The sequence below is a fragment of the Capnocytophaga stomatis genome (assembly GCF_002302635.1).
GTDB lineage: Bacteria > Bacteroidota > Bacteroidia > Flavobacteriales > Flavobacteriaceae > Capnocytophaga > Capnocytophaga stomatis.
On the sequence record NZ_CP022387.1, the window covers coordinates 2,007,702 to 2,030,718 of the forward strand.

Here is a 23,017-nt window from a genome sequence, read left to right on the forward strand (position 1 = left end):
AGGCTTACGATTCGTTAAATAGATTTAACATCTTAACCCACAATGTTTTTCTTTCAAAAATAAATAAATCTAATATCAAAAGAAGCAATGCTCCTGCCAAAAACCATTGAAATTGGTCTTTGTAATCTACAAACTTTTGTGTTTCAAATTCACTTTTTTCGGTTCCGTCCAATATTTTTACAATCTGTTCAACAGCTTGTTTGGTATTGTTACCGTCTGTGTATTTTCCTCCCGCATTTTGGGCGATTTGCTGTAATAATTCCGCATTTAGGCGAGTAATGACTACTTCCCCATTTCGGTCGCGTTTGTAAGTTTGTGTATTTCCTTCTTTAATTGGTATGGGAGCACCTTTCTCTGAGCCTACTCCGATGGTGTAAATGGTAACTCCTTGATTTAGTGCTTCTGATGCGATTTCTGTGGCTCCCATTTCGTGGTCTTCTCCGTCCGAAATAATAACCAAAATGCGTGCTGTTGGCTGGTTTTCATCGAAGTAGCTACTTCCCATTCGGATTGCTTCCTGAATGGCTGTACCTTGCGATGAAAGCATATCAGTATTCATACTTTGCAAGAACATTTTCGCCGCCGAGTGGTCGGTAGTCAAAGGCAATAATGGATAAGCACTTGCAGCGTATGCAACTATCCCGATGCGGTCGCCTTTCAGCTCGTTCATTGTTTCAAACACTAAGCGTTTGGCCTTTTCAATACGGTTGGGGGCTACATCTTCGGCAAGCATACTTTTTGATACGTCAATGGCAAAGACAACGTCCACACCCTCGCGTTTTACGGTCTCAATTTTCGTGCCGATTTTCGGATTAGCCAAAGCAATACATAAAAGCACAATGATGACAACCAAAAAACTGAATTTTAGCCAAGGTTTGAACTGCGAGCGGTCAGGGGCTAATCGTTTTAAAAGTTTTTCATCGGCAAAATGTCTCTGTTTTCTTCTTTTTCGGATTTGTGATAAAACAAAAGCAAGAAACATAAATGCTATGATTGGTATATACCATAAATATATCTTTTCGTCAATGTGTATCATAACTATTGTTTTGAAATAAGATATTGCAATTTTTTAATGAAGAGAGATAAATCAACTAAATTTCATTTCTGAAAATGGTATGTTTGAGCAAAAATTCAAGCAATAATAGTAGCCCTGCGATGATGACCAAAAGCCGAAATTTTTCATCGACTTGCGTGTATTTAAATTCCTCAATCTTTGTGGTTTCCATTTTGTTGATTTCAGCGTATATTTCTTCCAATTTTTTATTGTCGGTAGCCCTGAAATAGCGTCCTTCGGTAGTTTTTGCGATGTTTTTCATCAGTGGTTCATCAATTTCGACCTGTTGCATACGATACATAATGCTTCCGTCGGCGTTCAGGGCATACGGAGAGAGTGCCATACCGTTTGTACCGATGCCAATGGTATAAACTTTGATGCCGTATTCCGCTGCTATTTCTGCCGCAGTCTGCGGGTCAATAAAACCTGTGTTGTTTACCCCGTCGGTAAGTAGAATAATTACTCGGCTTTTGGCTTTACTCTCTTTAAGTCGGTTCACGGCAGTGGCAAGTCCCATTCCTATGGCGGTTCCGTCCTCAATTTGCCCGTAAGTGAGTCCTTTAAGAGCACTCAGTATGATGGACTTATCACTGGTTACGGGTGTTTTAGTATAACTTTCTCCCGAATAGATAACCAGTCCGATACGGTCGGACGGACGTTCCTTGACGAATTGTGAAGCCACTTTTTTTAAAGCCTCAAAACGGTTTGGTTTTAAATCCTGTGAAAGCATACTTGCCGAAACATCAATTGCCATTACAATGTCTATGCCGTCCGTAATTTTGGTTTTAGCCGATTCCGAACGCATTTGCGGACGTGCCAAAGCAACAATGATTAAACCAGTAGCCAATATTCTGAAAATGAATAAGGAGTGATATAATCCACTTTCCCAAGATGTTACTTTTTTAAAAGCACTGGTTGTTGATACCGTGAGCGAGGCTTTTGATTTTTTGTTCCAAAAGAAATGCCACAATATCATTAATGGGATAAGCAACAACAGCCAAAAAAAGGTTGGATTTGCAAAAGTTATATCTTTGAACATACGTAAATTTCTTTATCAATCTCTTTTAAAGTTAATGGAATGCAATATTCTTTGAGCGATTTCTCCCGCTTGTGGAGTATCAATATGCGTAATAAGCAATTGCTGTAATGCACCATTTTCGGTAAAGCTATACAGCTCGTAACCAGCATCAAAGGGCTTTTTACTTTTTTCGTCGTTCAGTGTCATTTTGCCTGAAACTTTGATTCCTTGCACGCCGCTTGGAGTGGTGTACTCCTCTCTGAGGGTTGTAATGTTCTTGGCTCCGGCTGCATCTAACTGCGAAAGTACGATTTCATTGACCATTTCAGGGTCTAATTCAAATTTTTGGTCTGAACCTGTTTGTTTGAAGGTAATAATGCTTGTCATTATGTACAATTCAGAATTGATGCTTCCGAAATCAAATACATATTGCTTGTTTACAAGTCCTTCAAAGCCTTTAATATCAATTATTTGCCTACGTGTTAATATTTTTGGAGTTGTAAGCTCTGTAATTGGATATCCATAATCACTTGTTACCCATTCGGTTTTACTAATTTTCTGGATAGAATTACCCCCAAAAAAGTTGTATGTAACGTAGTAAGAAAATATTCCCACCAGAGCAACTGCTATTGTAGCTACAATTATGTTTATAATCTTTTTCTTTTTGCGTTTCTTTTCTTGTAAAACTTTAATTTGCTCATTATGATAGTTTTCTGTATCCTCAGAAACTTCTGGAATAGCCTTTTTCGTTTTTACAACTACATCTTCAATGGTCTCTCGGTCATATTCTGCAATGTTGTCCGATGGCTTGTTTTTGGCAAATTTTACCAAATCGGCAGTTTGCAATACCCTTTTGAGGTTGGAAATAGTTTCAAGCGTAAGATTAAGTTTTCCGTCCTGTTGCAAAAGATGAATTTTTTCAAGTAATTCATCGCTGGTACTTTCTTTGGCAGAAATATGTACTTCTTCTTCCAAATATTTACGAATGATATCGGTCAGTTCCGAGTAATATTCCTTGTGCTTTGATTCTATCAGATATTTAGAATTTTGCAGTTTTTTAAGTTCTTCGATAGCTCGTTCAAACGGAGGAAGATTTCTCATTATTTCTTCCTGTGAAAGTCGCTTCTTCCGAAATATAAACAAGTAAACAGCGAGCAAACCTAAGGCTATCAAAGCCAAAATTGAACCAATCCATAACCATAGATTTGTGCTTTTGGACGGAGTTACTTCCATAATCGGCTTGATGTCGTACAAGGGCTGTTTTAAGGTGTCCACCGCTACTGAACGCACCTCAATTCGAAGCGAATCTGTATAAAAATCAGTGGCGTTTATGCGGATTCGTTGGCGGGGTATGGTATAATTTCCCGAATCGAATTGCGTGAGGAAGTATTCCTTCTCCAAACGGATTTTTTCTCCTTTGGATAAAGTGTCAATAGGCGTAGTCCGCACCATTTCCAGCGGGGAAAAAGTCTGTCCGTCAGGGAATAAAACAGCCTCTCCGTCAGATGCTTCCACGGATATTTTATATTTTATCTGTTCTCCTATCTTTATCTCTTTGGTGTCGGTTTCAAACTGAATTTCTTGTGCCTTTAAGCCCGAAACCAATAGCAATAGAGCGTATAAAATCTTATTTTTCATTCTGATTTTTCATTATTCGTCAAAATTCCTCTTTAATTTATCATTTATTCTTCCTTTTCATTGAAGAATTTTCCTACTTCATTGTTAATTGTTCATTTTTCATTGAAAAACTACCCTCTTCGTTTAAAATATCCCAATAGCTTTTGCGTATAACTCTCATCACAGCGGCAACTTACGGTTCCCGCTCCCGATTTTTGCAATAAATGTTCAAAATAAGATACCGTTTCTTGATAATGTTTCTCGTATTCGAGTCGTGTTGCTTTTGAACCGGTATTGACCAGCAGTAATTCACCCGTTTCTGCATCTTTTACCGTGATGTAACCCAAATTAGGTAAGGTCGTTTCTTTTGCATCATAGACCCGAATGCCCGTAACATCGTGCTTACGTGAGGCAATACGAACCGGTTTTTCGTAGTTTCTGTCCATAAAATCGGATAACACGAAAACAATCGCCTTTTTTTTCATTACACTGCTCAAAAACTCAAACGCTTGGGCAATGTTTGTTTTGTAACTCTTCGGTTCAAATTCAATAAGCTCACGAATGATACGCAAAACGTGTGATTTTCCTTTTTTTGGAGGAATATACAGTTCTATTTGGTCGGAAAACAGAATGAGTCCGGTCTTGTCATTGTTTTGAAGTGCCGAGAAAGCCAGTGTGGCGGCAATTTCAGTAATCATTTCGCTTTTGAATTGCTGTGAAGTTCCGAAAAGTTCACTTCCACTAACGTCCACCATCAGCATAAGGGTAAGTTCGCGTTCTTCTTCAAACACTTTCACGAAAGGTTCGTTATAGCGAGCCGTAACATTCCAGTCGATTGAGCGAATATCATCACCATATTGATACGGACGCACTTCGGAAAAAGTCATTCCACGCCCTTTAAAAGTAGAATGATATTCTCCCCCGAATATATTATCGCTAAGCCGACGTGTTTTTATCTCAATCTTCCGTACTTTTTTTAATATTTCTTTGGTGTCCATTGATTTAGATGTGTTTATGTATCTATAAAATCACAAATATTTGACCAGTAAGTTTAAACAAATCTTTTAAAATACGCATCAATTTCAGCGTGTAGCTCAATACCTACTCTTTCAAAACAATCCAGCAAACCCTGATAAGTACCTTCTCCTCCCAAAAAATCCCAAAATTCTTCAGCGACTTTAAGTTCATTTTCCAAATCCAACATTCCTGCCATTGTCCAACGTGAATAGGGCTTTGGTTCATACGGATTGTAAGGAATAGCTATCAGGGTATTGATTTTTGCCTCAGGATTTTCTGCTAAAACGCAAGCTATCCATTCCAAAAGTGTACGTTTAAATTCTTTAAAACCACCTTTGTTAGGTTTGGCTGTTTTTAAATCGAACAGAAATAATTCATTTTCGTAAGTTTCCAGCCAAATATCCACTTTGGTGGGTTTTACGGTTTTCATTTCGCCCAATTGACAAACTTTTCTAATGGCTTCTATTTCATCAAATTTATTAGGTTTTGAAAATGAAGCCGTTAAATTATCCATTATTTCTTGAATAACCTCTTGTGCCTGTTTACTTATCTGATTGCCGGCTGTAGCTTGTGTTTTTACAACTTTAAACCTCGATTCTGCCAACGACTTCGCCACAGGTTCAAAAATACTCGTCCCGAAATTGGTATTGAGTGAATGAATAAACGAAAACAACGCCATTCGGTCTTTGCCTAAAAGCCGTGTATGGAAGGGCATTACGGCAGGTTCGGGATTATAGTTTTGAAACTTATTTCGCAAACTCTGACGCAAGGTATTTTCGATGCTAGTTATTTGTTGGGGTGTGAGCATTTTTCTAATTTTCTGAATTAATATGATTTTGTAATTTATTAATATACTCATCTGTTATAGGTCCAGAGTACGCACCTCTTTTCGTGCGCTCATAATCGACTGTTTTGAATATATTTATAGCTGTATCTATAACCTGTTCCAAATTATTTTCATCTCTTATAACTTGAAGTAATTTATTAAAACTATTTTCTCTTTTTCCTTCAGATGTTTTAATAGAGTAATTTTTAGGTTTGTTCAGATAACTGCTTTGAAATGGTAGATCTTCAATTAAGTATCTAACCCCCATAAATATATGGTATCGATATTTGTTAAACTGCTTATACTCTTTATCCTCTCTTAATAGTAATTTATCCCATTTTGAAGACAAAAGTCCCGACACATAATATGAAATCGGTTCGTGATCTTTTTGAAAAAATTTATCTTTATGAATTTTTATAACTTTACCTATATTCCCTGCTACTAAATGTGGTAAGTCAAAAAACATTGCTATAAAACTTTTAAGTTGTTCTCTAATTTCTATAATATTTCCCCTATTTATACTTAGATTTATATATTGATTTGTTCTTCTTTCGTAATACAAGCCATCCAAATTTTTATTTGAAGTATAGAAATCTTCTAATGTTTTTTGAAATTGTGTAATAGCAAACAATTGTTCTTCAGTAAATCTTGATTGGCTATTTGTAGTTAAAATAATTTCATCTCTTAGTTCTTCCTTTTTTGTAATTACTACCTTAAGAGGAATGAGCACATTGTCTATATTTGGAATATCTTTGCACTCGAAAAGAACATTTGATGTTTGACATCCATTTACAATTTGATAGTTTTCAAGAATTAGAGTGTTTCCCTTTCCTATATTTGAATCTGCAATTACAGTTACCCCATTATTTAGTAAAGAAAATTCATTGAACTTATTCATTTGTAATGTTTTTTTAATTCCTTGATTAATAGGATTATCAAGCCCTAAAAAATCTCTTAGGTTATCATTGAAAAGACTTTTTATTTTTGTCTCAGATTCATCCATTATTAATTTTTTAAACTCTAAAAATGGAATAAACCCTATATAAGCCTCCTCTACATCAGTTATTCCAGTCAACTGGATTTTATTCTCAAACTTAATAGTTGAACGTAATGGGGTAATTACTTTTTTATGATACTTTAATAGCGTGGTTTTATCAATTAATTCAACATTAACATTATCAAATAAGTCATATTTTTTCAGTTGTTTTGTTTTTATGTCTTTTGTTGCGCCAATTGTTGTTGAACCCTCTTGCTTATTTCCTAAAGAAACATATAAACAATGTAAGTTAAATTCTCTTACATTCGCAAGATTTTCAATTATTTTTGAATATATATCCTTGGAATTTTCAAATTCAGGAATGTTATATTTGGGAGAATCTGAAAAAAAATCTATAATTACATCTAGGAAATTTCCTAATTCAGAATCTGAAAAGCCATTTGATGTTTTTGATTGAATAAAAAATGCATCAACAAATAAACTTTGATTACTGAAATTATTTAGCTCATCACTATTTAGGATTAATTTTTTATTAATACTAAAAGCAATAGTATCAACTCCTTTTGCTTTTCCTGTGGATATTGTTTCTAAATCATTTTTTAAAATATTTCCATTAATTTCTTGAGACAGAATACTAAAAGTCGAAAAATATTCAAATTTATCAGATTCAGGAATAGATGAATCTATGCTATATCTATTTATAAAATTATTTAAATATGATTTTATTATACTATCCATAACTTTAAACCTTGCTTTTTAAATGAAAAATAATTTCCGCATACGCATTTTTATCTTTTTCGGTACGATTGAGCACGGGACGTTTGTACTGATTAACAATTTGCATTCCTGCATTTTGGGCAATTTGCGGATATAAATTGTATTTATCATTCGCCACTAAAAATACATCGTAATCCTCTACTAAATACTTTTTACAATTATTCAAAACTGCTGAAATACCTTCTACATACGATTTTTTAGCCTCTTGTCCTTGTCCTTTATACAAAGGTCCTATTTCTTTCTCGTCATTGCGTTCAAACCCAAATAAATCATAGGCATAAGCGTGCTGTTCGTGATAATCAATCAGCCCCACATACGGCGGTGATGAGAAAATACCTCTAATCTTTTGCCCTTTTGCTAACTGTGCAAATTCAGGATTTTTTAACTTTAATTGCTCAAAAATATCAATATTTCTGCTATCGCCTTGTAAGCAAATCTGATATGTATTGGTTCGTCTTGTATCAAATTCTTGCAGTCGTTTTATCGTATCCTTGCAGTAGGTTTCCCACCATTTTAAAATAGAAAACAAAGGTTTGCAAATTTTTCCGTGTTTGGCGCAATAATAGGTTGTAGTTACAGGTTCTACTAATGTTGCCAAATCGGCGTGAGTGGTGGCACGACAGCTACGAATGGTACGACTCAAAATAAGAGTAACAATTCTTTTTGTGCTTGGATTCTCAATTTTCTTTATCAAATCAAAAACAAAATCAATTTCTTCACGAATATTTTTGATATACCATTTATCGAGAAAGGTTTCTGCCTTGTCTTGTTTGAGTTGAATATTGTATTTATCTACCAGAGAAAAATATTGTTCCAAAAATAGTTGCTCTTTTTCTGCTCCATACACTTTACCATCAATTTGTTTTTGACGAAGCTTATACTTGTATTCAGGAACAGGAAAATGAATTTTATTAAACTCATTTAAGGCATCAAGCAATTCTTTATCAAAATCCGTAATATGTTTTTCGGTTAAAAATGATTTTAACTTATCCGTAATTTGTTTAGTTTCCTTTTGAATGTCAGCCAATTGATATTTTCCGACTTTGCAATTTCCTATCAAGGTGTTAAAAACAGAAATATCTATTCCAATAGCGTGAATGCCCAATTCACAGGCTTGAACCATTGTCGTGCCACTTCCAGAAAATGGGTCAAGTACAATATCATTTGCTTGGAAAAATACTGCTTTTTTAAATTCATCAGTATGATTATCCAAAAAATATTCTACCAACTGAGGGATAAATTTTCCTTTATATGGATGCAAACGATGAACGTGTTTGGTGGTTTCAGCTTCTTTATATTGGTCGAATGAAAGATGCCAATTTAAGTCATTGCCCAGCTTTTCTTTCCAATCTTCTTCTCGATTTTTTATTTGAGAATTGTAATAGGCTTTTAACTCATTTTTATCAATCTGTGTGTTTCCTGCAATGTCAAATTTCTTTATAACTCCATATTGTACCAAATACGAAATGTTGGAAGAAGTAACCTTCTTTCCAGTATATTCTGTAGCCCATTGGCTGGCATCTTTTATTGTAAATAACTGACTCATTAATAAATTGTTATGCTACGGAACTTCAACGGTATTTACAATTTTGTGAATCATTTCAACAGAGGTAATGTTCTCGGCTTCGGCTTCGTACGTAATTCCGATACGATGACGCAACACATCGAACACAACCGCCCGCACATCTTCTGGAATTACGTACCCGCGACGCTTAATGAAGGCGTAACATTTCGATGCCATTGCTAAATTGATGCTACCACGAGGTGAAGCACCGAAGTTAATGAGTGGTTTTAGCTCCGACAAACCATATTTTTCAGGATAACGCGTTGCAAATATGATGTCCAGAATGTATTTTTCGATTTTTTCGTCCATATACACCTCACGAATGGCTTGTTGTGCTTTCAAAATTTGTTCGAGTGATACCGTTTGGTTCACGATTGTTTGCGTGTTTAGCAAATTATCACGCATAATGCGTTGTTCCTCATCGAGTTTCGGGTAATCAATAACCGTTTTGAGCATAAAACGATCCACTTGTGCTTCGGGGAGCGGATAAGTTCCTTCTTGTTCTACGGGGTTTTGGGTTGCCATTACCATAAAAGGAGCATCAAGTTTGAAGGTTGAGTCGCCGATGGTTACTTGTCGCTCTTGCATTGCCTCCAACAAGGCGGATTGTACTTTGGCTGGGGCTCGGTTTATCTCGTCCGCCAGCACGAAATTGGCAAAAATAGGTCCTTTCTTGATAGAAAATTCATTTTGCTTGATGTTGTAAGTCATTGTTCCGATAACATCGGCAGGAAGCAAGTCGGGCGTAAACTGAATTCGGCTAAAACTTCCGTGAACTGCTTTCGCCAAAGTGTTGATGGATAGCGTTTTTGCAAGTCCTGGTACCCCTTCAAGCAAAATGTGCCCTTTCCCGAGCAGACCTATAAGCAATGCATTCACCATATGCTTCTGACCTACAATAACTTTGTTCATTTCAGAAGTTAATGCATCAATAAATACGCTTTCTCTCTCAATTCGTTCGTTGATTTGCCCAATATCGACAGGTGTTCTATGTTCCATAAAAAATTAGTATATATAAATTTGTTTTTTAATCAATAATAAGTTGGCTTATAGCGTTTATGCACGCAAGTTATAAATATTTTTTTTCTTTTGTGTTAAAAAAATTTAAAATATTTAATTGGTTAGGAAAAAGAATTGAATATTTAAATGTGAAAAACATAAAATAATGCGTATCTTGTAATAAGTTTTTCTTTTTCCTTTGTTCGTAATGATTTAATTATAAATCTTTTGGATAACAAAGATAGTGTTTTACAACAGGTTTTGATAAAGCCTCCAAATTAAGCTGGTCAGATGCCTTAATAACATCTATGATTTTGCCTTTTTTAGTCAAAATGTTTATTCTCTGCTGTTTTGAATCATATGCTGTGTTAGAAACTTTGTCCGAAAAAACGAAATATGCAGCCTCTTCCTTTGATATGTTATAAGCGGAAGAAACTTTTTCATATAAAACGTTTAATTTATCTGAGTCAAATTCGGAATTTTGTAATTTTACTTTGGGTAAATCTCTGTACAAAAGCATTTTACTTAGCTTGGAAAGAACAAAATCAGAGTGGAATTGCCATTCTTTCATAGCAGAAATAATATCAACATCATCAAGCAATGCAAACTTATCCAATATATCTTTTGTAAATTGCTCCTTGCTCACTTTATTCTTAACGAAAAACATCAAAGAGCTTGACATTGGTAAACTTTCTCCATTCTGAATTAATTCCTTAGCACGTTTTAAAACTCTGATTAGCAGCTGTTCCCCGGCAACACTGGTTTTATGAAGATATACCTGCCAATACATTAGTCGGCGTGCTACCAGAAATTTCTCAACTGAGTAAATTCCTTTTTCTTCGACCATTAATTCATCATTTCGCACATTGAGCATTGATATGATACGCTCAGGATTGATATTTCCTTCTGCCACGCCGGTATAAAAACTGTCGCGTTTTAAGTAGTCCGACCTGTCCATATCAAGCTGACTTGAAATAAGTTGATGTAAAAACTTACGAGGATAACTACCTTTGAAAATTTCGATAGCGACTTCCAATTTTCCTTTAAATTCACGATTAAGTTCTTGCATAAACAACAACGAAATTTCTTCGTGTGCTATGTTACTCACGATGCTGTGTTCCATTGCGTGAGAAAAAGGTCCGTGACCGATGTCGTGCAATAAAATGGAAATATAAAGTCCTTCGGCTTCTTTGTCGGAAATTTCAATTCCTTTATATCGAAGATTTTCAACAGCTTTTTGCATTAGGTGCATACATCCTAAAGCGTGCTGAAATCGCGTATGCCTTGCTCCGGGATACACCAAATAGGACAATCCCATCTGAGTAATGCGTCGTAATCGTTGAAAATAAGGATGTTCAATCAGGTCAAAGATAAGGCTGTTAGGAATATGAATAAATCCGTGAACGGGGTCATTAATGATTTTTAATTTGTTTCTTTTCACAATTGAAAAATTAGATTCGCAAACTTACGGAAAATCAATGAATTTCACAAATAGAAAATAGAACAGAAACGAGAATTGTTCATCAATTTTTAGTTTTGATTTAAAACAAAAAACTTTGGCAAAATCATAAGTTTTACCAAAGTCAATATGTATAAATTGTTTATAATGAGATTATTTTTTTCTCAAAATCGGATTAAGTTCCTCATCGTTGTACATTTTCATCTGCTTATATACTTTCATATATTTTCTGCCCGCCTCAATGTCTTCCAAAAGTTGATTGAGAGCCAGTGAAAGGTCTTTTTTCTGCTCCAAGAGGATGTTAAGTTTTTCCTGACATTTTGCTTTATGTTCAGCCGATGCTTCAGGACGATTTACCTCCTCCTGCATATGATATATTTTTAAAGCAAGAATAGATAATCTGTCGATTGCCCAAGCGGGACTTTCTGTGTTTATTGTAGCATTGGCTTGAGGCTTAACATTTTTGTACAGATTGAGAAAATAACTATCAATATATTCCACAGTATCAGTTCTATCCTGATTTGAAGCATCTATTTTACGTTTTAAATCCAATGCAGCTACGGGGTCAATTTTCGGGTCACGAATAATATCTTCATAATGCCATTGCACCGTGTCAATCCAATTTTTTCGATAGAGTAAATGCTCTATGCTTTTGGAAGGATAAGGGTTTTCAAATGGCTGATATACATCATCTAAGATATGATATTTGTTGATACTTTCTTCAAAAACTTTAAAAGCTCTTTCACTAAACATAATCAGATTATTTTTTACAAAGATAGAATTAATTTTTGAAATTTCTAAAATTTGAGAATTTCAAGATGTATTTTTTGGTAATTGAAAATAATTTTTGCGGTGTTTTTTATCAAAAAGCAAATTATCAATTGAATTTTTAATGTAAAACAGAAAAGGTTTCCCTTTTTGAGAAACCTTTTTTTGATTTTTTGTTTATTTTTCTGTTTTTAGTTTGATTTCTGCTCCTTTCAAACCTTTTGACTCGGCTTTAAAAGTGATTTCTCCGGATTTTTCAGCAGATTGAACTATGGCTACCAATTTTCCGTTGAAAAGATGCATTTTTGGCAAATGGAATTGGTCGGTTGAGGTGGCATCGCCATTGGCTGCCGCACGATATGTTCCTGCTCCACTCACTTTGAAAGTAACCAAATCATTTACATTAGGACATAGATTTCCGTCTTTGTCCACCGCTTCTATGGTAATGAACGAAAGGTCTTTTCCGTCGGCAGTAATTACATTTCTGTCGGAAGTAAGGCGAAGTGAATGAGGTTTTCCTGCGGTTTTTACAATTTTTTCAGCTACGGCTTTTCCGTTTTTGTCGTAAGCAACCACTTTTACCTCTCCTGCCTCGTATTTGGTGTCGAGCCACATTAGGCGATAACGTTTCTGACGCTCAAACGATTGCTGCGCTTCTTTGGTGTAACTTCCGTCAAGCGGAATATTCAAATCTTTGCTACGTTTCCCTTGACTTTTTCCATTGATGAAAACCTCTGCCGAAGGATAATTTGTATAAACAAAAATCGGAGTTACCTGTCCTTCACGTCCTTCCCAATTCCAATGTGGTAGAACGTGTAGCGTTTCGGCTTCTTTGTTCCAATGGCTTCTGTAAAGGTAAAATCTATCTTTTGGAAGCCCTGCCAAATCGACCGCACCAAAGTATGAGCTGTGAGCTGGCCATTCTACATAATACGGAGTCGGTTCGCCCAAGTAGTCAAAACCTGTCCAGATAAATTCACCGATGGCATACGGAAGGTCTTCGTGCTGAATCCAGTCGTCTTCGGGTAGGTTCGACCAGCCACAATGTTCCACATCGTAAGAAGAGGTCTGTTGGTCGGCATATTTCGGCATTGATTTTCGCTCCACAGGGAATTTATAAACGCCTCGTGAACTGATAGTTGAAGCCGTTTCGCTTCCTAAAATTAGCTGTTGTGGTAATTTTTTATAGGCTTCTTGGTATCGGAACGGACGATAGTTAAACCCAGCTACCTGCATTGTCGCCGCCATATTGTTTTTGAAGACGTGGTCAGGTCTGTCCATTCCGTTGGAAACCGGACGTGTACCATCGTGCTTGTGGATAATATCTTGCAGCCATCGTGCTACTTTGGCTCCCTCCTCCACGCTTTGTTCTTCCACCTCATTACCAATGAACCACATCACTACGCTCGGATTGTTGCGGAAATGACGCACCAAATTGGTCAAATCTTTTTCAGCCCAGTTTTTGAAATACAAATGATAGCCGTTTTGTACCTTCGGAATTGCCCACTCGTCAAAACTTTCAAGGGCAAGCATCATTCCCATTTCGTCTGCAATACGCACATACTCAGGGGCAGGCATATTGTGAGCGGTACGAATGGCATTTACGCCCATATCTTGCATTATTTTGATTTGACGACGGATAGCCGCCTCATTAACCGCTCCGCCCAAAGGTCCTAAATCGTGGTGCATACAAGCTCCTTGAAACTTGATTTTGCGTCCGTTCAGGTAGAAGCCGTCGTTGGGTTTGATTTCGATTTTTCGGATACCAAAAGTATTCGTTACTTTTTCAGAACTTGAATAAACATCGCCCCAAGACTCAAATAAAGAAACTTCGGCTGTATATAAATTCGGTTGCTGAATATCCCAAAGCTCTGGATTGTCAATAAAGAAGTCTTGTTCAATCACATAGCCCATAGCTACATCATATTTTGTTAAGTGAGTTTGTTTTTCAGCAACTTTTTGTCCGTTTTTATCTTTAATTATGGTATGTACGAAATAATTCTGCTTCACTTCCAGAGATAATTCCGTTTTTATCACAACTTTTGCGAAATTTTTCTTAACAACAGGAGTTGTGATTTGTACCCCCCAAATCGGAATGTGATTTTTATGTTTGGTAATGATATGCACATTTCTGTAAAGCCCTGCCCCGGGGTACCAACGCGACTGCTGCGTAAGATTTTCGAGCCGAACCGCCAAGGTGTTGTTTTTTTCTTTTACCAAAGAAGTAACATCGAAGAAAAAAGTATTGTATCCGTGATGCCACTCACCTGCTTTTTGCCCATTTACGAACACTTCGGCATTGGACATTGCCCCGTCAAATTGGATAAATACCTTTTTGTCAGCGTTAAAATCAGCCACATCAAAAGAAGTTCTGTACCAGCCCACGCCCACGAACGGAAGTCCTCCCGTACGCCCTGAATGCTCAATGGGAGCTACCTGTCCGTCCTGCTTAATGGCGGTGCGTTGCACATCGTTTTCAATGTCAAAAGGTCCGTAAATCGCCCAATCGTGCGGCACGGTTACACTTTGCCATTTTTTGTCGTTCACAGCTACTTGCGAGAAGTTTTTGTTGTCCTCACGCGTAAATTTCCAATTCTTTTCGAGCGTTTGCGAGGTCTGTGCCACGCTTAACGAACTAATTCCTAACAGAATGGTTGATAAAAATATATTTTTCATTGGCTTAAAAATTATCGGTTTATCACTTTATTAGTCAATTTTTCGACCTCAAAGATAGTAATTTATTTTGAGTTAGAAAACTTTAATCTGTTTAACGATGAATCAGATGATTATATCTGTAAGCTTGTGAGTTTTATCATTTTTTTATTCTTTAATTGTTTAGTTAAAAGTTGTTTCAGTTTATTTTTCAGTTTTAACTATTTAGTCAAAAGTCATTTATTCTTGTTTTTAGTTTTAACTATTTAGTTAAAAGTTGTTTCAGTTCGTTTTTCAGTTTTGACTATTTAGTTAAAAGTTGTTTCAGTTTGTTTTTAGTTTTGACTATTTAGTTAAAAGTCATTTCATCTTGTTTTTCGATTTTGACTATTTAGTTAAAAGTTGTTTCAGTTTGTTTTTCGATTTTGACTATTTAGTTAAAAGTTATTTTACTTTGTTTTTTAGTTTTAACTATTTAGTTAAAATATTTTTTCAAGGTATAATGATTAATAACTATTTGATTTTTGGTTCGATTATTCTGTTTGAAGTTCTAAAAGAAATGAAAATAAGGAAAATCTGTTCTGAAAAAGACAAATTTCAAAACAGAAAAACATCAAGAAGAAAAAAAGTGATTAAAAACTTTTAGGTGTATGACACGGAAAGAAATCCGACGTATATAGTAAGGAACAACGAGATTCCGAAATATAAAAAGATTAAAATGAGTGATTTAAAAACGGTTATGAGACGCCTTTCCCGATATAAAATCTTGTTGGAAATTATGAAATATATTATTAATCCTATTAGGAAAAGTACATATAATATCCAGAACAAATTGTTTAATCCTATCAATAAAAATATTCCCATAAAAACGCTGGTAAACAGATAGATAATTGAATGTAAATGCAGGGAATGAATCAGGTGTACGTATAGTTTTTTATATTTTTTGTGAAAGAAAATAAGTAGGAGTAATGATACAAAAGGCATCATTAAAATAATGGTGTAGGAGATAATCGATAAATATTTCCCGATTTGTGCATCGATGAATTCGGTCATTTGGTTTACCGTTCCGAAGGTAAAAACACCTGTTTGGTTGATTGAGTTATGAAGTTTTATTCGCTCAAAATGCCCGAGGTTTTTCCATTTTGCCGTTATCAAGGAATCCGTTTTGGAGTTATTTCCGTAAACGGATTGCAGTTCCTTGCGTGTGAGTTGATGTTTTCCAGTCCAAATAGTATCAAATTCCGGCTTTTTTTTCATAAAAATATCGTATGAAAGGAAACTTCTTTGCGTTCCTATAGAAAAATTATTCTCTGAAACATCTACTCGAAAGCTTTCAAATCCGTTTTTATTTACTAAATCGTAAAAATCTTCTTTTTTTGTTTGATTCCATTTTGTTTTATGGGCAAAAACACTGTCGATAAACGATTTTATTTCATCGGAATTGGCATTTTTAAGCTGATTGTATTCTTTTTCGGAGATATTTAGTGTTTCCGAATCGATGGTTTTATTAATTCTGTTGAAAATTCTTTTCGTGAAATCGGAATGAGAGGCTTTTTGAAAAGAAAAACTCATCATTACAAAGAAAATGAAGGAAAAAAACAGATACAACTTGAAAGGCGGTACAAACCGAATGCGTTTGCCTTCGATATATTGTTTGGTAATTTGTCCGGGACGGAAGATGGTTTTGAGCGTGTTCCAGATTTTGTTGTCGAAGTTTATGAATGACCCAAAAAAGTCATTCGCTAATTCTTTGACGGAAAAATCATTATAGTGATTTTCTTGTCCGCAGTTTGGACAGAAATTATCCCTCACCGAAAGCATCGTTTGGCAATTTGGGCATTGGGATATTCGTTTTCTTTTCTTCATAAAAGAAATTTATCGCAAACTTTTGTTGATATCATCAATGTATTGCAGAAGTTCTTCCTTTCCTGTTTTATTTTCCGAGGAAGTAACGAAATGCGGAGGGAATTCTTCCCAAGTTTCGAGCAGAATACTTTTGTAGGCTTCAACATTCCGTTCGATGGCGTTGGGTTTCAGCTTGTCGGCTTTGGTAAAAATAATCCCAAACGGAATAGCATTTTCGCCCAGCCATTGCATAAATTCCAAATCAATTTTTTGAGGTTCGTGGCGAATGTCCACCAAAACAAAAGCACAAACTAATTGTTGGCGTTTCTCAAAATATTGAGTGATAAACTTTTGGAATGTTTTTTTGGTTGTTTTTGACACACGGGCATATCCGTACCCGGGCAAGTCCACCAAAAACCAATTGTTATTTATTTTAAAATGATTGATGAGTTGTGTTTTTCCTGGTCTTCCCGAAGTTTTCGCTAAATTTTTATTGTTGGTAAGCATATTAATGAGCGAAGATTTCCCAACGTTTGACCGCCCAATGAAAGCATATTCGGGAATCGGTTCAGAGGGGCATTTACTTACGTCAGAGTTACTTACAATAAATTCAGCTTTGGTAATAATCATTCTTTTTAAAAGTTTTATGCTTTTTAAAAACGAAAAATCACTAAACGTGTAGTGACTTTTCTTTCTGTTATAGATTTCGTTTAAGTAGCCAATTGTTTAGCAGTTCGTTAAACTCATCGGGATGTTCCATCATTGGTGCGTGACCGCATTTATCAATCCAAAATAGTTCAGAATCAGGAAGTAATTCGTGAAATTCCTCCGCTACTTTTGGTGGTGTAACGCTGTCATTTTTCCCCCAAATCAGGCAAGTAGGAGTGTGCATTTTGGGCAAATCCTTAGCCATATTGTGGCGAATAGCACTTTTGGCAAGAGCCAACGTTTTTATTAATTTTCCTCGGTCATTTACATTTTGAAAAACATCATCAACGATTTCTTTTGTGGCAACCGCAGGGTCATAGAAAACCTCTTCGCATTTCTTTTTGATAAAATCGTAATCACCCCGACGCGGATAGCCATCCCCCATAGCACTTTCGTAAAGCCCTGAACTTCCCGTTAAAATGAGTGCTTTAACGTTCTGCGGATGCATTTTTGTATAAAGAAGCCCCACGTGCCCTCCCAGTGAATTTCCTAAGAGGATAACGTTCTCAAATTTTTTATGTTTGATGAATTTTCGTAAGAATTTTGCTAAGGTTTTGACAGATGTAGTCAATAAAGGCATTGAAAACAAAGGCAATTCAGGAATAACTACCTTGTAATTTGTCTTTGAAAAAAATGAAAGGACTCCTTCAAAATTACTCAACCCTCCCATAAGTCCGTGCAGAATGATAATTGGAGTTCCTTCTCCTTCTTCTATGTATGAAAATTTACCCTCTTTTTTTACTTCTGTTGTCATCAATTTTGGCTGAAAAATCCGTAAGCAAATATACTACTTATATTGGAATAACATAAGAAAATCATATATTTTTTCTCAAAAAGTGTTATTTTTTTCCGAAAAGAAAGAGGTTGTTGTGTGTAATATTCAGATTTTCAGTTTTTTATTTTTGAATTTATAAGCAAACCTACAACCAAATTATAACTTTCAATACCTTGTTGTTGTTTGTTAGCTTTCAGAAAAGCATCGTAACTTGCTTTGAAAATCGGTTCGGCTTTGTTTTCATATTGCTGCCAAAAACGGCGGGTTTCTGCATAATTTTCAAAAATTCCGTAACGGATTTTTCCCTTAACTTCTTCGTATTTTTCAGGAGCGAATTTATAAACTTCGTTAAGCAGATAACGCAAAGCAAAAATGGAAGCACAGTACTTAAAATGTGGATTATCGCTATTTTTTGCAGCCAAATAGCCAATGTAATTAGCTTCTTCTTCAGCGGCGTATCCCATTTGGTGAGCGATTTCGTGGCAGGCTGTGACGGCGGTGGAGTAACCAATTATTTTTCCGTTTACCTGAGCCTCATTGGTGAAAGGATTGATGTAACCGCTGTACCCCATATAGGTCAAAAACAAACTGTAAATTGACGGTTTTACACTTCTAAACGAGGAAAAATCAGTCAAGTTTTCAATTTCCAGAGGGAAACTTTCAGAAGCGATTTTGTAAATCTCGCGATGTGGCATTTGAAAATCAACTTTTACACTGTCATTTTCTGCTAATTGTTTATGGAAATGATTTGCTTCTGAAATATATATATCAGTAGCCAGTAAAAGTTCTTCTTTTGTGTATTTTGTATTGATTTTTAATGATTCCGATAGCGGAATGCGAAAATAATTGAACCCCCAGAGAGAAAAAAAACAAAAAAAGATTGCAAAAATGAAAGAAAAAGCTTTATCAGCGAACCAAATGGGCTTTTCCCATATTTTTTTTATATTTTTTATGATGAAATATACAATAAAACTGCCTAAAATGGTGTAAAAAACATCTCCGAATGAAAAAGGAATCCATCCGAAAGCAAAATGAAGTGTTTTTGCGATGTAAGGATATATATTTCTGCTGTAAAAAGTTTCTGTTATTTGAGGTGAATTTCGCAGTAATATCCAAATTCCGATAAAAAAGATGTAAAAAATATATTTGCGTTTCATTCCGCCGAAATAATTTTGAATTGAGGGCAAAAATAATAAATTTTATCATTAACTTTGAGCCTTCAACTTATAACTTGAGTTCGCGAAACTCGTTTTTAATTTTATCAAATATGAATACAGACATAAAAAAACTACAACCCCAAGCACTTTGGGAGAATTTTGCAGATTTGAATGCTGTGCCTCGTCCGTCAAAAAAGGAAGAAAAGGTAATTGCTTTTATGATGGATTTCGGGAAGAAATTAGGTTTGGAAACTTCAAAAGATGAAGTAGGGAACGTAATTATCCGAAAACCAGCAACAAGCGGAATGGAGAACCGAAAAACGGTAGTGCTTCAATCGCATTTGGATATGGTTCATCAAAAAAATAACGACACCGTTTTTGATTTCGACACGGAAGGCATTAAAATGAAAATCGAAGGCGATTGGGTAAAAGCAGAAGGAACCACACTCGGAGCCGATAACGGAATTGGAGTAGCCGCAATAATGGCAATTCTGCAAAGTACCGATATTGCTCATCCTGCCATTGAAGCACTCTTTACCATCGATGAAGAAACGGGAATGACCGGAGCAATGGGGCTTAAAGGCGGACTGCTCAAAGGGGATATTCTTCTGAATTTGGACACTGAAGAAGATGACGAAATAGACATAGGATGTGCTGGTGGCGTGGATGTTACCGCTTTCCGTGAGTATGACGAAGAAGAAACTCCGCAAGATGTTGTCGCGTACAAAATCGCTGTAAAAGGATTGCAAGGTGGACATAGCGGAATGGATATTCACAAAGGTTTTGGCAATGTCAATAAAATAATGAACCGCCTGCTTTTTGACGGATTTGAAAACTTTGGTCTGCGAATTGCTGAGGTAAACGGAGGCGGGCTTCGTAATGCCATTCCTCGTGAAAGTGTTGCTATTGTGGTAGTTGATAAAGTTCAGAATGAGGCGTTTCAGTTTGAATTTAAGCAACTTGCCGAAGTAATTAAACACGAATTACAAGTAACAGAACCTAATTTTTCCATTACTTTGGAAGATGTAAATCTGCCTGAAAGTGTAATGGAATTGGGCGTTCAGGAAGGAGTTTTACGTTCGATTTACACAGCTCACAACGGAGTTTATGCAATGAGCAAAAGTATTTCGGATTTGGTAGAAACCAGCAATAACATCGCTCGTGTGGTTATCAAAAATGGAGAAATTAAAATTCTTTGCTTGACGCGTTCTTCAGTGGAATCAGCGAAGTTTGATTTGGCAAATGCACTACGTTCAGCCTTTGAACTTTCCGGATTTGAGGTAGAATTCACAGGAAGTTATCCTGGTTGGGAGCCTAATGTTAATGCTTCTATTTTGAAGGTATTGAAAGAACAATATGAGAAATTATTCGGGGAAAAACCAAATGTTGTTGCTTGTCACGCAGGACTGGAATGCGGTATTTTAGGACAGAATTACCCCAATATGGAAATGATTAGCTTCGGACCTACCATCAAAGGGGCACATTCTCCCGATGAAAAAGTGAATATCAAATCTGTTCAAAAATTCTGGAAATATTTGCTTGAAATTTTGAAAAATACTCCAAGTTAAATTCAGAAGAAAATATGATTTAAAAAGGAACTATTTTCAATTAAGAAATAGTTCCTTTTATGTTAATTGTTGTTTTTAATTAGTTGAATCACTGATTGATAGTTTCTTTGAATATTTTCATTATTCATTCCCAATTGCATCGCTTTTTCAAAATATTTTTTCGCTTGGTTATAATCTTTTTCTTCACTGCTTAACAAAGCCATAAAGTAATAAATTTGAGGGTTTTTCGGGGCATAATTTTGGGCTTCGTTAAGTATTTGCCACGCTTTGTCGTTTTGTGCTTTTCTGTTATAAAGTGTTGCTAAGTTCAAGCGAACGTGATTCAGAGTTTTATCTTTTTTGATAGCTCTTTCGTAGAATAAAATTGCTTTGTCTGTGTCTCCTAAGTTCGTGAAATAATCACCAGCTGTGGCACTTCCTACCGGAAAATCAGCTTGTGAAAGTACAAAAATTTCATATTCTTTTCGGGCTGATTCAAAGGAAGATAGTAATTTTGATTGTTCTAATCCCTTTTGTGACAGAAACACGTAGGCTGTGGCTATTCGTACAGCTTTTACTTTATCGGTTAATAGCGGAATTAACTCGTTTTCATACAAATGTATCGGGAAATTTCCTAAAGCTATAACCGCTCGGTAACGAGTAAGAGCATCTTGGCTTTTCAATTCTTTTTTTACCAGCTGAAGACTTTCTTCCGTGTATATTCCTCCTAAATAGTGCATAGCAGTTGCTCGAATGATATTAGGAGTGGTCTCGTTTGTGAGCAATTCATTCAATCGCTCTAAACTTTCTTCGTTTTGTTGGCTTCCGATAATCAAATTTTCTGCAAAATGTGGTCTTCGTTCTTTTCCATACCATTTTTCTACTGCTTGGCTCGCCCATTTTGCGGATTTGTCGTTATGGCAAGTATTGCAGGCGTTTGGAACTCCATATTTGTCCGACAAATCAGGACGAGGAACAGCAAAATTATGGTCGTGACGAATGTCGTTTCCCATATAGGTGCGTGTTGGCATATGACACGATTTACAGTCAGAAGCCTCTGTATTTTCCTTATGAAAAGTGTGTGCACTTGTGGCATAATTTGGGGTATGGCATTGTAAACACAACTGATTTCCTTGCATTTTTAGTTTTCCTGAATGTGGCAAATGGCAGTTAGTACACTTGATTGAAGCGTGATACATTTTGCTTTGAAGGAAAGAACCATATTTGTAAACCTCATCAAGGGCTTGCCCGTCTGCAAAATAGATGTTTGTCATCGGAATTTCAGGAATGTAATTGTCCATAATTTCGTTGGAAGGAGTGTGATGTTGTGTGACTTCACCTCTTCGGGAATGGCAAGGCATACAAGTATTTAGTTCTGTCTGTTGCGATGTATTTTTTCCTAAATCAATGAACAAATTTTTGGAAATTCCGGCTTGATAGTCTGAGCTTCGCATAAACTCATTGTGTTTTTTTCCGGGTCCGTGGCAACTCTCACATCCCACGGTCAGTTCATCGTAAGTGGTTTTGTAGGTGTCTTCCAGCGGATTGTAATTCTTTTGCAGATTTGTACTATGACAAGCAGAACACATTAAGTTCCAGTTTTGACCAGCATTTGTCCAGTGAAGGTAATCATCGGGCGGAATTTTTTCTCCAGCATATTGATGAAACCACTTGTTTTCTCTGCTGTCCCAACTTTGCCGAAATACTTGCATTTTTCCGCCTTCAAAAGGGGTTAAATATTGTTGTAATGGGTAGTGCCCAAAAGTGAAAAGAATTTCAAAATCACGATATTCTCCGTTTTCGTCTTCTGTATTTATATAGAATTTTCCATCTTTTTTAAAGAATCGGGAGGTAATTCCGTCGGCAGTGTATGTAACATTATTGAAGTCACCCAAAACGGTTTGGTCGTTGGCGTGCTGCATCGCTTTGAAATGGTCAGATAATTCCCATTCTGCGTATTCTTGTTCGTGGCATTCTTTACAAGAATGCGAGCCTACGTAACCTTGTTCGTATTCTTGGTGATTATCTTCGATTTTGGTGTAATTGTCTGTTTTGGGGAAGAATATAAAAACCAAAATTACTAATATTATGGCTGCCAATATGAAAATAAACAGATATTTTTTCGTCATTGTTTTGATTGTAAAATGTGTACAAAAATAACGAAAAAAGCATTATTGTTTTCTTAGAAAGAATCTAAAATAGAAAAGCAAAAAAGGAAAGTAAATTATTTACTTTCC

17 protein-coding genes are annotated in these 23,017 nt (G+C 35.8%); 1 reads left to right on the forward strand and 16 read right to left on the reverse strand.

All coding sequences use genetic code 11. From position 1 onward, the window contains the following. Positions 1-4: 4 nt before the first annotated feature. The 15 genes from CGC58_RS08920 to CGC58_RS08995 form a co-directional block, all read right to left on the reverse strand. Entirely contained in the window at positions 5-1,036 is a 1,032-nt protein-coding gene (locus tag CGC58_RS08920; protein ID WP_095896399.1) for a vWA domain-containing protein, read from the reverse strand. 55 nt (positions 1,037-1,091) lie between these two features. Beyond that, positions 1,092-2,093 carry a vWA domain-containing protein gene (locus CGC58_RS08925; protein WP_095896400.1) on the reverse strand — a complete coding sequence of 334 codons (1,002 nt, stop codon included), beginning with the start codon at positions 2,091-2,093 and terminating at the stop codon, positions 1,092-1,094. 15 nt (positions 2,094-2,108) lie between these two features. Then, positions 2,109-3,710 carry a hypothetical protein gene (locus tag CGC58_RS08930; protein ID WP_095896401.1) on the reverse strand — a complete coding sequence of 534 codons (1,602 nt, stop codon included), beginning with the start codon at positions 3,708-3,710 and terminating at the stop codon, positions 2,109-2,111. A gap of 110 nt (positions 3,711-3,820) precedes the next feature. Continuing rightward, the gene (locus CGC58_RS08935) at positions 3,821-4,687 is read right to left on the reverse strand and encodes a DUF58 domain-containing protein (protein WP_095896402.1); all 867 of its coding nucleotides are present in this window, start codon (positions 4,685-4,687) and stop codon (positions 3,821-3,823) included. Positions 4,688-4,740: 53 nt separating this feature from the next. Continuing rightward, positions 4,741-5,514: a TdeIII family type II restriction endonuclease gene (locus tag CGC58_RS08940; protein ID WP_095897177.1), complete on the reverse strand. Its 774-nt coding sequence runs from the start codon at positions 5,512-5,514 to the stop codon at positions 4,741-4,743. A 4-nt stretch (positions 5,515-5,518) separates the two neighbouring features. Further along, the gene (locus tag CGC58_RS08945) at positions 5,519-7,267 is read right to left on the reverse strand and encodes an AIPR family protein (RefSeq protein ID WP_095896403.1); all 1,749 of its coding nucleotides are present in this window, start codon (positions 7,265-7,267) and stop codon (positions 5,519-5,521) included. Positions 7,268-7,271: 4 nt separating this feature from the next. Further along, entirely contained in the window at positions 7,272-8,852 is a 1,581-nt protein-coding gene (locus CGC58_RS08950) for a DNA methyltransferase (protein ID WP_095896404.1), read from the reverse strand. Positions 8,853-8,867: 15 nt separating this feature from the next. Then, complete coding sequence (locus CGC58_RS08955) at positions 8,868-9,869, reverse strand: AAA family ATPase (RefSeq protein WP_095896405.1); 1,002 nt, start codon at positions 9,867-9,869, stop codon at positions 8,868-8,870. A 217-nt stretch (positions 9,870-10,086) separates the two neighbouring features. Then, positions 10,087-11,313 carry an HD domain-containing protein gene (locus CGC58_RS08960; RefSeq protein WP_095896406.1) on the reverse strand — a complete coding sequence of 409 codons (1,227 nt, stop codon included), beginning with the start codon at positions 11,311-11,313 and terminating at the stop codon, positions 10,087-10,089. 168 nt (positions 11,314-11,481) lie between these two features. Continuing rightward, positions 11,482-12,081 carry a DUF4254 domain-containing protein gene (locus CGC58_RS08965; RefSeq protein ID WP_095896407.1) on the reverse strand — a complete coding sequence of 200 codons (600 nt, stop codon included), beginning with the start codon at positions 12,079-12,081 and terminating at the stop codon, positions 11,482-11,484. Between the two features lie 192 nt (positions 12,082-12,273). Further along, entirely contained in the window at positions 12,274-14,772 is a 2,499-nt protein-coding gene (locus tag CGC58_RS08970) for a DUF4982 domain-containing protein (RefSeq protein WP_095896408.1), read from the reverse strand. A gap of 618 nt (positions 14,773-15,390) precedes the next feature. Continuing rightward, entirely contained in the window at positions 15,391-16,614 is a 1,224-nt protein-coding gene (locus tag CGC58_RS08980) for a DUF3667 domain-containing protein (protein WP_095896410.1), read from the reverse strand. 9 nt (positions 16,615-16,623) lie between these two features. Then, complete coding sequence (gene yihA, locus CGC58_RS08985; protein ID WP_095897178.1) at positions 16,624-17,220, reverse strand: ribosome biogenesis GTP-binding protein YihA/YsxC; 597 nt, start codon at positions 17,218-17,220, stop codon at positions 16,624-16,626. A 70-nt stretch (positions 17,221-17,290) separates the two neighbouring features. After that, a complete protein-coding gene (locus CGC58_RS08990; RefSeq protein ID WP_095896411.1) occupies positions 17,291-18,055 on the reverse strand; it encodes an alpha/beta fold hydrolase in 765 nt (254 codons plus the stop codon). A gap of 134 nt (positions 18,056-18,189) precedes the next feature. Further along, positions 18,190-19,233: a DUF3810 domain-containing protein gene (locus CGC58_RS08995; RefSeq protein WP_095896412.1), complete on the reverse strand. Its 1,044-nt coding sequence runs from the start codon at positions 19,231-19,233 to the stop codon at positions 18,190-18,192. Positions 19,234-19,343: 110 nt separating this feature from the next. Between CGC58_RS08995 and CGC58_RS09000 the strand changes: the two genes are divergently transcribed. Next, on the forward strand, positions 19,344-20,801 hold the full coding sequence (locus CGC58_RS09000; protein WP_095896413.1) for an aminoacyl-histidine dipeptidase: 1,458 nt from the start codon (positions 19,344-19,346) through the stop codon (positions 20,799-20,801). Positions 20,802-20,863: 62 nt separating this feature from the next. Here CGC58_RS09000 and CGC58_RS09005 read toward each other — a convergent pair whose 3' ends face one another. Continuing rightward, entirely contained in the window at positions 20,864-22,909 is a 2,046-nt protein-coding gene (locus CGC58_RS09005) for a multiheme c-type cytochrome (RefSeq protein ID WP_095896414.1), read from the reverse strand. Positions 22,910-23,017 lie beyond the last annotated feature (108 nt).